Origin of the sequence: Streptomyces sp. MA5143a, assembly GCF_900290235.1 — a bacterium.
Lineage (GTDB): Bacteria > Actinomycetota > Actinomycetes > Streptomycetales > Streptomycetaceae > Streptomyces.
Window position 1 is genome coordinate 12,475 of sequence record NZ_OLMK01000030.1, and the last position, 11,978, is coordinate 24,452.

An 11,978-nucleotide genomic window follows, 5' to 3' on the forward strand; every position below is an offset into this window, starting at 1 on the left:
CGCTCGACCGCCGCGGTGCTTCCTGCTCGTGCCGAAAAGATTGCCCGGCCACTTTCATGGCCGTGTCCGCCGACTGTCACAGACCTGTCACAGGGGCCGACCCCAGGGAAGACACAGCGCGCTCACAGAGAAGAGTCGTACGGCTACGCGAACGGCACGATCGTGTGCGGGTGTCGCGTGGGAGCGCTTCAACGGTCGATTCGTGGCCATGCCATGGGCCAGAATGAGCCCGTGCCTTCCCTGTTGCTGATCGAGGACGACGACGCCATCCGCACGGCCCTGGAGCTCTCACTGACGCGCCAGGGGCACCGTGTCGCCACCGCCGCCACCGGCGAGGATGGTCTCAAGCTGCTGCGCGAACAGCGGCCGGATCTGATCGTTTTGGACGTGATGCTGCCCGGCATCGACGGCTTCGAGGTGTGCCGTCGTATCCGGCGCACCGACCAGCTGCCGATCATCCTGTTGACCGCCCGCAGCGACGACATCGACGTCGTGGTGGGTCTGGAGTCCGGTGCGGACGACTATGTGGTCAAGCCCGTGCAGGGGCGGGTGCTGGACGCCCGTATCCGCGCGGTGCTGCGGCGCGGTGAGCGCGAGGCCAATGACGCGGCGACCTTCGGCAGCCTCGTCATCGACCGCGCGGCCATGACCGTGACGAAGAACGGCGAGGACCTCCAGCTGACGCCGACCGAGCTGCGGCTGCTGCTGGAGCTGAGCCGGCGCCCCGGACAGGCCCTGTCCCGGCAGCAGTTGCTGCGCCTGGTGTGGGAGCACGACTACCTGGGCGACTCCCGGCTGGTCGACGCGTGCGTCCAGCGGCTGCGCGCGAAGGTCGAGGACGTGCCGTCCTCGCCGACCCTGATCCGTACGGTCCGTGGTGTGGGCTACCGGCTGGACGTTCCTCAGTGACAAAGGCTCGAGGGGGGATCCGCGGCTGGTCCGCGACGCGTACGAAGGTCCAGTCCCGGATTCGTTTCACCAGCCTGCGGCTGCGACTGGTGGTGGTGTTCGGGCTGGTGGCGCTCACGGCAGCCGTGTCGGCGTCCGGTATCGCGTACTGGCTCAACCGGGAGGCCGTGCAGAGCCGTGCGCAGGACGCGGCGCTGAACGACTTCGAGCGTGAGCTGCAAAGCCATGTGAGCACGCTCCGCCCGAACCCCTCCCAGGACCAACTGCGGATCGCCGCACGGAAGATGGCCGACGGCGGTGAGCGCTTCGGTGTGCTCCTCCTCGACGAGGACGCCTCCGGCAGGACCGTGTCGGGTTCCTCGACCGACAACGCGCTGAACGGTTTCTCCCTCGACGACGTGCCCGCGTCCCTGCGGAAGGCCGTCAACAAGCGGCAGAAGATCACCTCCGGGAACCAGCACCCGTACCACGTGTACTGGCAGCGGGTCATCGACGGCGACACCCCGTATCTGGTGGGGGGCGCGAGGATGATCGGCGGCGGTCCGACCGCCTACATGCGCAAGTCGTTGGAGAAGGAGGCCGAGGACCTCAACTCGCTGGCCTGGTCGCTGGGGATCGCGACGGCTCTGTCGCTGATCGGCTCGGCGCTGCTCGCGCAGGCCGCCGCGACGACCGTGCTGAAGCCGGTGCAGCGGCTCGGGGTGGCCGCGCGGCGGCTCGGCGAGGGCAAGCTCGACACCCGGCTGCGGGTCTCCGGCACGGACGAACTGGCCGATCTCTCACGGACCTTCAACCTCGCGGCCGAGTCCCTGGAGAAGAAGGTCGACGACATGAGCGCCCGCGAGGAGGCGTCCCGCCGCTTCGTCGCCGACATGTCGCACGAACTCCGTACACCGCTGACGGCGATCACCGCCGTCACGGAGGTGCTGGAGGAGGAGCTGGACGCGGAGACCGGCAGCGTCGACCCGATGATCGAGCCCGCCGTACGGCTCGTGGTGAGCGAGACCCGGCGGCTGAACGACCTGGTCGAGAACCTGATGGAGGTGACCCGCTTCGACGCGGGCACGGCCCGGCTGGTCCTCGACGACGTGGACATCGCCGACCAGATCACCGCCTGCATCGACGCCCGCGCCTGGCTGGACGCGGTGGACCTGGACGCCGAGCGCGGCATCATGGCCAACCTCGACCCGCGCCGCCTGGACGTGATCCTCGCCAACCTCATCGGCAACGCCCTCAAGCACGGCGGTTCCCCGGTGCGGGTCTCGGTGCGCGAAGGCGACGAGAACGACGCGGACCTGTTGATCCAGGTGCGGGACCACGGGCCCGGCATCCCCGAGGACGTCCTCCCGCATGTGTTCGACCGCTTCTACAAGGCGAGCGCCTCCCGGCCGCGCTCCGAGGGCAGCGGCCTCGGCCTGTCCATCGCGCTGGAGAACGCCCACATCCACGGCGGCGGGATCACCGCCGCCAACTCCCCCGAGGGAGGCGCGGTCTTCACCCTCCGCCTGCCCAGGGACGCCGCCTCGCTGATCGCGGGGGAACGCGACGGGGACCAGGGCGACTGCGGCACGCAGGACACCGAGGGGGACGGGCAGTGACGATACGAGAGGTGCCGGCGAGAGACACACGGGTACGGCGGATGCGGACGCGAGAGCGACAGGGGCGGGCCGCGCGGGTGCGGGGCATACGGATCCTGGCCGCGGGAGGGGTGCTCACCGGCCTGCTGGCGGGCTGCGGGATCCGGGCCACCCAGGTGCCGACGGACTTCGGCCCCGCGCCCTCGATGGTGCCCTGCGAGTCGTCGATGACGGACCTCGCGACGCAGGCCGGCCCGTCCGGGATGCCCGTCGAGGTGTTCCTGCTCTGCTCCGGGGCGCTCGTCCGGGTCGACCGTTCGGTGCGGGTCGCCGACGGCACGGACGAGGCGAAGCGGCGCGTGGTCGTCGCCCAGGGGCTCCTGAAGGCCCTGGGCGAGACTCCGTCGGGCGTGGAGGACGAGGCCGGCCACCGCACGGCCGTGCCGCCCGGGATCACGGTGACCGGCCCCCGGCCGGGTGACCCCGACGACACCCTGCGGCTGTCCACCGCTCCCGACGCCCTGCCCAAGTACGCCCTCGCGCAGATCGTGTGCACCTTCGCGGACACGGCGGCGACCGGCGACAACGGCTCGGTCGTCCTGGGCAGCACCAGCGCCGACGCGCTGCGCCGGTACGAGTGCACCGCGGACGTCCGGTCGGATCCGGGGGCGGGGATACCGCCCTCGACGGAGGTCTCGGGTTCCTGACGTCTTTCCGCCGCCGCTGCCGGCTCCCCCGGGGCGCCGGAAAAATCGAGCGGAACCGTTCGCGCCGGAGGGCGCGTCTTGGGGGGCGTGCAGCGTCAAGGTACGAGCGGCGGTAGTGCCGCGGTCCGTGTTCGTGCGGCGGGGGGTGTCCTCCTCGCCGCACATCTCGCGGTCGTTGCCTGGATCACGCTGCGTCCGCTGGACGTCACCTGGGTGAGTCCGACCAACATGCGGCCCTTCGCGGGGATCAGAGCCGATCTGGCGCTGGGCTGGCCGGAGGCGGCCCTGCGGATCGGCGAGGGGCTGGCGCTGCTGGCACCGCTCGGTGTGCTGCTGCCGCTGGTGCACGGCCGGCTGTCGGTGTCGCCGGTCGCCTCGCTGGCCCGGTCGGTCGCGGCCGGGGCGCTGCTGTCGCTGGCCGTCGAGCTGTTGCAGACCGGGGTGCCGGGCCAGGTCGTGGACATCGACTCGATCCTGCTGAACGCGGTCGGTGTGGGCCTCGCCCATGTCGCCGTCGTCCCGGCGGCCAGGGCCGCGCTCCGTCGCAGGGCGGACAGCCGGGTGCGGAGGGACCACCGCCGTGAGGAGCATTCTCAGGGTCGGACCCCGACGATTCCCAGGGTCGGGATGGCTCCGTAGAGGGACGCTTCGTCCGCTTCGTCACCGTAGCGTCGATGGTGTGGAAAAGAGAGTGGCGGCCATCAGGAGGCCCCACCCCACCGTCGGCCCGCGGCCGGCGTCCTACGCTGACGAAGGAGCCCTCATGAGCCGCCTTGCCCGCCCCGCGGAAGGCCGGATGATCGGCGGAGTGTGCGCAGCGCTGGCACGGCGCTTCGGCACCTCCGCGACCACGATGCGTGTGCTGTTCCTCGCGTCGTGTCTGCTTCCGGGCCCGCAGTTCCTGCTCTACATAGCCCTGTGGATCCTGTTCCCGTCCGAGGGGAAGGCCCGCACGGCGTGGTGACGCACCTCCGCTGACACGCCGATGGGGCGCACCCTCGCAGGGTGCGCCCCATCGGCGTACGGGTGGAGCGGTCCGCTCAGGCGCCGCCGAGGGGCATGCCGTTCACGCCGAGGCCCTTGGTGGGCAGGGTCTTGCCGACGGGGAGGCCGCCCAGCAGGCCACCGACGGGGCCGGTCGGCCCCTCGGCGAGGACGTTGGCGACGGCGGGCTGCGCCGACTCCAGACCCGCGCCGAGCGCACGCTGCCCCTGGGTGACGGTTCCGCCGGCTCCCGGCAGCGCCTTCGACACGTTCCCTACGGGCAGCGACTGGGTGACGGTGCCCACGGCCTGGGAGGTGTCGGGAGCGGCCGGCACGCTCGGGGCGGCGTTCGCGGCGCCCGCGCCCGCAGCGGCGATGGCGGCACCGAGGGCGGCGACACCGAGGGTCTTGGCAGCAGACTGCTTCATGTTGAATGCGTCCTTGGAATGCGTTCGACGGGTGGTGAGCGGTGCCGAAACGTAAACACCAAAGTCCCGCCGGTGGCAAACATCGACAAGCGGCCGCGTCACCCTCCACGCGGCCGCTCCCGGAATGGATTGCCGGACGCTATTCGTCGACAGATCCGCTGGTGGAGACCGTTTGACGGAACAGCCATTCGGATTTCAACTCGGCATATCCGGGCTTGATCACGTCATTGATCATGGCCAGTCGTTCATCGAAAGGAATGAATGCTGACTTCATAGCATTGACCGAGAACCACTGCATGTCGTCGAGCGTGTAACCGAAAGCCTCGACCAGGTACTCGAATTCACGGCTCATGCTGGTGTGGGACATCAGCCGGTTGTCGGTGTTGACCGTGGCGCGGAAGTGCAACCGCCGCAGCAGCCCGATGGGGTGCTCGGCGTACGAACGGGCGGCGCCCGTCTGGAGGTTGGAGCTGGGGCAGAGCTCCAGCGGGATGCGCTTGTCGCGGACGTAGGAGGCGAGCCGGCCGAGCTTCACCGAGCCGTCCTCGTGGACCTGGATGTCGTCGATGATGCGCACGCCGTGGCCGAGCCGGTCGGCGCCGCACCACTGCAACGCCTGCCAGATGGAGGGAAGCCCGAAGGCCTCACCGGCGTGGATGGTGAAGTGGTTGTTCTCCCGCTTGAGGTACTCGAAGGCGTCGAGGTGCCGGGTGGGCGGGTAGCCGGCTTCCGCGCCTGCGATGTCGAAGCCGACCACGCCCAGGTCGCGGTAGCGGTTGGCGAGTTCGGCGATCTCCAGGGCGCGGGCGGCGTGCCGCATGGCGGTGAGCAGGGCGCCGACGCGGATGCGGCGCCCTGCCTCCCTGGCCCGGCGCTCACCCTCGCGGAAGCCCTCGTTGACGGCCTCGACGACCTCTTCGAGGCTCAGGCCGCCGTCGAGGTGCTGCTCGGGGGCGTAGCGGACCTCGGCGTAGACGACACCGTCCTCGGCGAGGTCCTCCGCGCACTCGGTGGCGACCCGGACGAGCGCGTCACGGGTCTGCATGACACCGACGGTGTGGGAGAAGGTCTCCAGGTACCGCCCCAGGGAACCGGAGTCGGCGGCCTCGCGGAACCAGACGCCGAGCCGGTCGGGGTCGGTCTCCGGCAGCCGGGAGGTGCAGCCGGCGGCGTCGGCGAGTTCGACGACGGTGCCGGGACGGAGCCCGCCGTCGAGGTGGTCGTGCAGCAGAACCTTGGGCGCCCGGCGGATCTGGTCCGAGTCCGGGGTGGTTCCGGTCCGGTCAGTCTGGTTCGTCATTTTCGCACCTTATCGCCTACGCGCGTAGAGCACCTGTCGGGCGGTGCCGTCGAGACCCAACGGTGACCCGCAGGACGGGTGGCGTACACCATCTCTTCTGACACTGTTCTGTCATGGCGCAGCAAGCAATGCCGGTACGGACGCCCCGACTTGGGCGGACGTTCGGCCCGGAGCCCAGCACGGTCGGCGCGGTGGTCCTGCTTCTCCCGGCCGGCGACGAGGCTTCCCTCCGCAGACCCTCCCCCATGGTCGCCACCGCCTCCGTCCGCGCCCTGGGGCGCCGGCTGGTCCGCGCGGGGCGCGACGAGGGCCTGGCGGCCCATGTCGTGCACTACCGCCACCGCGGCTGGAACGGCACGGAGGCACGGCTCGCGCGGGACGCCGAGTGGGCCGCGGACGAGGTGGTCCGGCGGTACGGGGACGTACCGGTGTGCCTGGTGGGGCTGCACATGGGGGCGCGCGCCGCGCTGCACGCCGGGGGGCACGACGCCGTCAACTCCGTACTGGCGATCGCTCCCTGGCTGCCCGAGGAGGGCGCGGCGGCGACGCCCGAACCGGTGAAACAGCTCGCGGGGCGGCGGGTGCTGATCGTGCACGGCACGAACGACGAACGGGTCGACCCCGAGCTGTCCTTCCGGTACGCCGCGCGCGCGAAGAAGACGAACCCCGACATCTGCCGGTTCGAGGTGCACGCGGACCGGCACGGGCTGACGCAGTACCGCGACGAGGTGCACGCGCTCGCCTCGGACTTCGTGATGGGCGTGCTGTTCGGCCGGGCGTTCGCGCGCCCCGTGGAGGACGCGCTCGCCGCGCCGCCGCCGCTGGGCCTGCGCATGCCGCTCGCCTCCGGCTTCGGAGCGGCCCGCTCCCGGTGGGGCGGCTGAGGGGCTGTGGCTCCTCCCGCACGCGATCAGTCGTGCAGGAGGCGGCCCTTCCTCGACAGCAGGAACTTCTTGAAGGCGGCCACCGGGGGTGTGTCCGGGTGGCCGGCCAGCCAGGCCACGCCGATCTCCCGGGCCGCCCGGGGTGCGGTGACGGTCAGTTCCACGACGCCCGGCCTCGGGACGGCCGGCGGGGGCAGCAGCGCGACACCCAGACCGGCGGCGACGAGGCCGCGCAGCGTCTCGGCCTCCTCGCCCTCGAACGCGATACGGGGTTTGAAGCCCGCCTGTTCGCAGAGGTCGTCGGTGATGCGGCGCATGCCGTAGCCGGGTTCGAGGGTGACGAACGTTTCGTCGGCGGCCTCGGCGAGGCGGACCCGTTTACGAGCGGCGAGACGGTGGTCGGCGGGGACGACGAGGCGGAGCTTCTGCTCGTCGAGGCGGCGGGCGACGAGGTCGGGGGCGTCCGGGACGGGCGAGGTGAGGCAGAGGTCGAGTTCGCCCGCGCGCAGGCGTTCGATCATGGCCTCGCCGTAGTTCTGGACGAGGCTGAAGCGGACGCGGGGGTGCTCGGCGCGGAAGGCGTGGAGGAGACCGGGGACGGTCTCGGCGCCCATCGTGTGCAGGAAGCCGAAGGCGACCTTGCCGGTGGCCGGGTCGGCGTCGGCGCGCACCTCGTCGGCGGCCCGCTCGATCTCGGCGAGGGCGCGTTCCACAGAGGCGTGGAAGGTGCGGCCCGCGTGGGTGAGGGACACCGTGCGGCCGCGGCGGGCGAACAGGTCGACGCCCAGGTCCTGTTCGAGCCGGACCATGGCCCGCGACAGGGTCGACTGCGGGACCTGCATCTCCCGCGCGGCCCGCGTGACGTGCTCGGTACGGGCGACACCGGCGAAGTAGGCGAGGCGGGGGGCGAGCCGCAGGACGATGTCCTCGATGTCTTCTGTGTCACCGGACGGTGACAGTCGTGGCTCTGACCTCTGCTGATGCGTCACAGGAACGATTATGGGGGTTCCATGCATTGGACGGATGAATAACGGCGTACGTAGTTTCGAGGCATGCCTTCCGCCAGTACCGAGGCGTCCACCAGGGTGGGCGCCGGATCAGTCAGCATCCCCGTCGATTCCCGTGTGGCGCCGGGAGGTCCCGGCTACCGCCGGATGAGCCTGGCGCTGTTCCTCGCGGGAGTCGCCACCTTCGCCCTCCTCTACTCCACGCAGGCCCTGCTGCCGTTGATCTCGACCGACTTCGGGGGCACGGCGAGCGCGGCGAGCTGGACGGTGTCGGCGGCGACCGGTGCGCTGGCGCTGTTCGTGCTGCCGATGAGCGCGCTGTCGGAGCGGTTCGGGCGGCGCGCGGTGATGACCGCGTCGCTGGCGGTCGCGGTCACGGTCGGGCTGCTGATCCCCTTCGCGCCCTCGCTCGTCGCGCTGGTGGTGCTGCGCGCCGTGCAGGGCGCGGCGCTGGCCGGGGTGCCGGCCTCGGCGACCGCCTATCTCGCCGAGGAGGTCCGCCCGAAGGCCCTCGTCACCGCGATCGGTCTGTTCGTCGCCGGCAACAGCGTCGGCGGTATGAGCGGACGGATCGTGACCGGCTGGGTCGCGCAGGAGTGGGGCTGGCGGGTCGCGCTCGGTGTGCTCGGTCTGATCGCGGTGGGGTGCGCGGTGGCCTTCCGTCTGCTGCTGCCCGCGCCGAGGCACTTCGTGGCGGGCTCGCTGCGGCCGGCGGCGCTGGCCCGTACGGTCCGCTCGCACCTCGGCGACCCGCTGCTGCGGCGGCTGTACGCCATCGGCGCGCTCTTCATGACCGTCTTCGGCGCCGTCTACACGGTCATCGGCTACCGGCTGACCGACGCCCCGTTCTCGCTGCCGCAGGGTGTCATCGGGTCGGTCTTCCTGGTGTACCTGGTCGGCACGGTGTCCGCCTCCACCGCCGGGAAGCTGGTGGCGCGGCTGGGGCGGCGGGGTGCGCTGTACCTGGCGGGCGGTACGACGACCGCCGGTCTGCTGGTCTCGCTGTCCGGTTCGCTGCCGCTGGTGCTGATCGGGCTGGTGCTGATCACCGCCGGGTTCTTCGCCGGGCACGCCGTGGCGTCGTCGGCGGTCAGCCACACGGCGAAGGAGGGGCGGGCGCAGGCGTCCGCGCTGTACCAGTCGGCCTACTACGTGGGGTCCAGCGCGGGCAGCACGCTCGGGGCGATGGCGTTCCACGCGGGCGGCTGGCTCGGCACCGTGTCCATGGGCCTGCTGGCTGTGCTGGGGGTCGTGGCGATCACCGTGGTGGGGTCGCGTGCGGCTCGTGTGCAGCGGAGGCTCGCCACCGTCTGACACTCCCTCCACCCCGTTCCACCCCAGCCCGCTGACCTGGCCCTTCTTCCGCTCCGGGGGCCATTGTCAGTGGGCTGCGGTAGCTTCCGGAGTGTTGGCGCGCACTGGTGCGTGTGACGGAAATGAGCCACAGGGGTGGGTTGGCCATGAGTGACGGTACGGCGACGGTGACGGCGGATCTGGACGTCCGGCTGGAGAAGCACCGGGTCGAGCTGACCGGGTACTGCTACCGGATGCTCGGCTCGTCCTTCGAGGCGGAGGACGCCGTGCAGGACACCATGATCCGGGCCTGGCGGAGCTACGAGAAGTTCGAGGGCCGCTCCTCCCTGCGGTCGTGGCTGTACCGCATCGCGACGAACGTCTGCCTGGACATGCTGACCGCGGGGAACAAGAGGGCCCGTCCCATGGATCTCACCGAGTCGACACCCCTCGCCCAGGCCGCCCTCGCCCCCCGCCCCGACAACACCTGGCTGGAGCCCGTCCCGGACGCCCGGGTGCTGCCGTCGACCGCCGACCCGGCGGAGGCGGCCGTGGCCAAGGAGTCCGTGCGCCTCGCCTTCGTCGCCGCCCTGCAGAAGCTGCCCGCCAAGCAGCGGGCCGTGCTCATCCTGCGCGAGGTGCTGGCGTGGAAGGCGAGCGAGGTCGCCGAGCTGCTGGACACCTCGGTCGCCTCGGTGAACAGCGCGCTCCAGCGGGCCCGCGCCACCCTCGGCGACGGCGACGGCCGGGTCGCCGAGGGCGATGTCTCCGACCCCCTCGACGAGGAGCAGCAGAAGCTGCTGGAGCGCTATGTCGCCGCCTTCGAGGGGTACGACATGACGGCGCTGACGGCCCTGCTGCACGAGGACGCGGTGATGACGATGCCGCCGTTCGACCTGTGGCTGACCGGCACGGGAGACATCACCGGGTTCATGACCACGCTGGGTGCCGCCTGCGCCGGCTCGCACCTGGTGCCCGTCGCGGTGAACGGCCTGCCGGGCTTCGCGCAGTACAAGCCGGACGAGGAGAAGGGCGGCTTCACCGCCTGGGCCGTGCAGGTGCTGGAGATATCAGAGGGCCGGATCGCCGGGTTCCACTGCTTCCTGGACACCGCCCGCTGGTTCCCCCTCTTCGACCTGCCCCTCCACATCGAGGGCAAGCCCGACCAGGCGCAGTAGCGCGCACAGCGCCGGGGCGGGGTCCCGCAGCCGTATGCGACCCCCGGCCCGTTTCGCCGTGAGCTGCAACCGGGCCAGCAGGTCGACGGCCCCCAGCCCGGGCGGCCCGATCCCGGCGACGTCGCACACCACCACCCCTCCCGCCCGGTCCGTCTCCAGTCGCGCGCGCACCTCGGCACAGAGCCGGGGCACCTCGTCCCGGGTGACGGGGCCTGGCAGCACGAGTACGGCGGGTGTCGTCGCATCCACGATCGGTAGACCGGACCGGCCCCCGGAACTCATCGCGGACACGACGACAGCGGCGTCGGCCGTGGCAGGCCAGCCCGCTCAGGCGATGCGGTCCAGCACGATCGGGTTCGGGGTGAACGGCGTGCCCGCCGCGGCGATGTCGTAGGAGCCCTGGACGGCCTCCAGCGCGTAGGAGAAGCGCTCGGGGGTGTCCGTGTGCAGGGTGAGCAGCGGCTGGCCCTCGGTGACGGTGTCACCGGGCTTGGCGTGCATCTCGACGCCCGCGGCGGCCTGCACCGGGTCCTCCTTGCGGGCGCGGCCGGCGCCGAGACGCCAGGCGGCGATGCCGATGTCGTAGGCGTCGAGGCGGGTCAGGACGCCCGAGGAGGGGGCCGTGACGATGTGCTGCTCACGGGAGGTGGGGAGCTCCGCGTCGGGGTCGCCGCCCTGGGCCGCGATCATGCGGCGCCAGGCGTCCATGGCGGAGCCGTCGGCCAGCGCCTTCGCCGGGTCGGCGTCCTTCACGCCGGCCGCGTCGAGCATCTCGCGGGCCAGCGCGATCGTCAGCTCGACGACGTCCGCCGGGCCGCCGCCCGCGAGGACCTCGACCGACTCGCGGACCTCCAGCGCGTTGCCGGCGGTCAGGCCCAGCGGGGTGGACATGTCCGTCAGGAGCGCCACGGTCTTCACCCCGTGGTCCGTGCCCAGGCCGACCATCGTGGAGGCCAGCTCACGGGCGTCCTCGATGGTCTTCATGAAGGCGCCGCTGCCGACCTTCACGTCGAGGACCAGGGAGCCGGTGCCCTCCGCGATCTTCTTCGACATGATCGAGGAGGCGATCAGCGGGATGGCCTCGACGGTGCCGGTGACGTCGCGGAGCGCGTACAGCTTCTTGTCGGCGGGGGCCAGACCGTCACCCGCCGCGCAGATCACCGCGCCCACGCCGTCCAGCACGGACAGCATCTCCTCGTTGGAGAGGAGGGCGCGCCAGCCGGGGATGGACTCCAGCTTGTCGAGGGTGCCGCCGGTGTGGCCGAGGCCGCGGCCGGAGAGCTGGGGGACGGCCGCGCCGCAGGCCGCGACCAGGGGCGCCAGCGGAAGGGTGATCTTGTCGCCGACGCCGCCGGTGGAGTGCTTGTCGGCGGTCGGCAGGGACAGCGACGAGAAGTCCATGCGCTCGCCGGAGGCGATCATCGCGGCCGTCCAGCGGGCGATCTCGCGGCGGTTCATGCCGTTGAGCAGGATCGCCATGTTCAGGGCGGCCATCTGGTAGTCGGCGACCTCCCCGCGGGTGTACGCGTCGATGACCCAGTCGATCTGCTCGTCGCTCAGCTCACCGCGGTCCCGCTTGGTGCGGATCACGGAGATGGCGTCCATCGACAACACAGTCATGGCTTTCCTTTCGAAGGTTCCGAAAGCGACCCGGTACGGATCGGAAAGGGAGCGGCCCCTCCGACCGGTCGTCAGGAGGGGCCGCTTGGGA

13 protein-coding genes are annotated in these 11,978 nt (G+C 71.5%); 8 read left to right on the forward strand and 5 right to left on the reverse strand.

Translation table 11 applies throughout. The annotated features are described in order from the left end of the window. Positions 1-231: 231 nt before the first annotated feature. The 5 genes from afsQ1 (at position 232) to SMA5143A_RS15355 (ending at position 4,157) form a co-directional block, all read left to right on the forward strand. Positions 232-909 carry a two-component system response regulator AfsQ1 gene (afsQ1, locus tag SMA5143A_RS15335; RefSeq protein WP_055515961.1) on the forward strand — a complete coding sequence of 226 codons (678 nt, stop codon included), beginning with the start codon at positions 232-234 and terminating at the stop codon, positions 907-909. Then, positions 807-2,507, forward strand: a complete 1,701-nt coding sequence (locus SMA5143A_RS15340) for an ATP-binding protein (RefSeq protein ID WP_375136489.1) — start codon at positions 807-809, stop codon at positions 2,505-2,507. The genes afsQ1 and SMA5143A_RS15340 overlap by 103 nt, the downstream gene beginning before the upstream one ends. 41 nt (positions 2,508-2,548) lie before the next feature. Continuing rightward, positions 2,549-3,193, forward strand: a complete 645-nt coding sequence (locus SMA5143A_RS15345) for a hypothetical protein (RefSeq protein ID WP_258193539.1) — start codon at positions 2,549-2,551, stop codon at positions 3,191-3,193. Between the two features lie 87 nt (positions 3,194-3,280). Beyond that, positions 3,281-3,832 carry a VanZ family protein gene (locus SMA5143A_RS15350; protein WP_107463483.1) on the forward strand — a complete coding sequence of 184 codons (552 nt, stop codon included), beginning with the start codon at positions 3,281-3,283 and terminating at the stop codon, positions 3,830-3,832. Between the two features lie 124 nt (positions 3,833-3,956). Then, on the forward strand, positions 3,957-4,157 hold the full coding sequence (locus SMA5143A_RS15355) for a PspC domain-containing protein (RefSeq protein WP_055515954.1): 201 nt from the start codon (positions 3,957-3,959) through the stop codon (positions 4,155-4,157). A 76-nt stretch (positions 4,158-4,233) separates the two neighbouring features. On the opposite strand, the gene SMA5143A_RS15360 is transcribed toward SMA5143A_RS15355, so the two are convergent. Beyond that, positions 4,234-4,605 (reverse strand): ATP-binding protein, encoded by a 372-nt coding sequence (locus tag SMA5143A_RS15360; RefSeq protein ID WP_107463484.1) that lies wholly within the window; start codon positions 4,603-4,605, stop codon positions 4,234-4,236. Between the two features lie 139 nt (positions 4,606-4,744). Next, positions 4,745-5,905, reverse strand: coding sequence for an adenosine deaminase (locus tag SMA5143A_RS15365; RefSeq protein WP_107463485.1), 1,161 nt, complete (start codon positions 5,903-5,905; stop codon positions 4,745-4,747). 113 nt (positions 5,906-6,018) lie between these two features. On the opposite strand from SMA5143A_RS15365, the gene SMA5143A_RS15370 reads away from it, so the two are divergent. After that, entirely contained in the window at positions 6,019-6,789 is a 771-nt protein-coding gene (locus tag SMA5143A_RS15370; protein WP_107463486.1) for an alpha/beta hydrolase, read from the forward strand. A 26-nt stretch (positions 6,790-6,815) separates the two neighbouring features. Here the strand turns inward: SMA5143A_RS15370 and SMA5143A_RS15375 are convergent, their stop codons facing one another. Continuing rightward, positions 6,816-7,778 (reverse strand): LysR family transcriptional regulator, encoded by a 963-nt coding sequence (locus SMA5143A_RS15375; RefSeq protein ID WP_181361866.1) that lies wholly within the window; start codon positions 7,776-7,778, stop codon positions 6,816-6,818. A 63-nt stretch (positions 7,779-7,841) separates the two neighbouring features. On the opposite strand from SMA5143A_RS15375, the gene SMA5143A_RS15380 reads away from it, so the two are divergent. Further along, positions 7,842-9,110 carry an MFS transporter gene (locus SMA5143A_RS15380; protein ID WP_107463488.1) on the forward strand — a complete coding sequence of 423 codons (1,269 nt, stop codon included), beginning with the start codon at positions 7,842-7,844 and terminating at the stop codon, positions 9,108-9,110. Positions 9,111-9,256: 146 nt separating this feature from the next. Further along, complete coding sequence (locus SMA5143A_RS15385) at positions 9,257-10,267, forward strand: sigma-70 family RNA polymerase sigma factor (RefSeq protein ID WP_107463489.1); 1,011 nt, start codon at positions 9,257-9,259, stop codon at positions 10,265-10,267. On the opposite strand, the gene SMA5143A_RS15390 is transcribed toward SMA5143A_RS15385, so the two are convergent. Together SMA5143A_RS15390 and SMA5143A_RS15395 are read right to left on the reverse strand one after the other, a co-directional pair. Beyond that, complete coding sequence (locus tag SMA5143A_RS15390; protein ID WP_107463553.1) at positions 10,160-10,549, reverse strand: STAS domain-containing protein; 390 nt, start codon at positions 10,547-10,549, stop codon at positions 10,160-10,162. The two genes, SMA5143A_RS15385 and SMA5143A_RS15390, sit on opposite strands and share 108 nt — an antisense overlap. A gap of 45 nt (positions 10,550-10,594) precedes the next feature. Further along, positions 10,595-11,878: a thymidine phosphorylase gene (locus SMA5143A_RS15395; protein ID WP_107463554.1), complete on the reverse strand. Its 1,284-nt coding sequence runs from the start codon at positions 11,876-11,878 to the stop codon at positions 10,595-10,597. Positions 11,879-11,978 lie beyond the last annotated feature (100 nt).

Bases quoted from the DNA above. Each gene is read 5' to 3' on its own strand.
- SMA5143A_RS15380 (WP_107463488.1), top strand. From the start codon at position 7,842: ATGCCTTCCGCCAGTACCGAGGCGTCCACCAGGGTGGGCGCCGGATCA.
- SMA5143A_RS15365 (WP_107463485.1), bottom strand. From the start codon at position 5,905: ATGACGAACCAGACTGACCGGACCGGAACCACCCCGGACTCGGACCAG.
- SMA5143A_RS15385 (WP_107463489.1), top strand. From the start codon at position 9,257: ATGAGTGACGGTACGGCGACGGTGACGGCGGATCTGGACGTCCGGCTG.
- SMA5143A_RS15355 (WP_055515954.1), top strand. From the start codon at position 3,957: ATGAGCCGCCTTGCCCGCCCCGCGGAAGGCCGGATGATCGGCGGAGTG.
- SMA5143A_RS15360 (WP_107463484.1), bottom strand. From the start codon at position 4,605: ATGAAGCAGTCTGCTGCCAAGACCCTCGGTGTCGCCGCCCTCGGTGCC.
- SMA5143A_RS15390 (WP_107463553.1), bottom strand. From the start codon at position 10,549: ATGAGTTCCGGGGGCCGGTCCGGTCTACCGATCGTGGATGCGACGACA.
- SMA5143A_RS15370 (WP_107463486.1), top strand. From the start codon at position 6,019: ATGGCGCAGCAAGCAATGCCGGTACGGACGCCCCGACTTGGGCGGACG.
- SMA5143A_RS15345 (WP_258193539.1), top strand. From the start codon at position 2,549: ATGCGGACGCGAGAGCGACAGGGGCGGGCCGCGCGGGTGCGGGGCATA.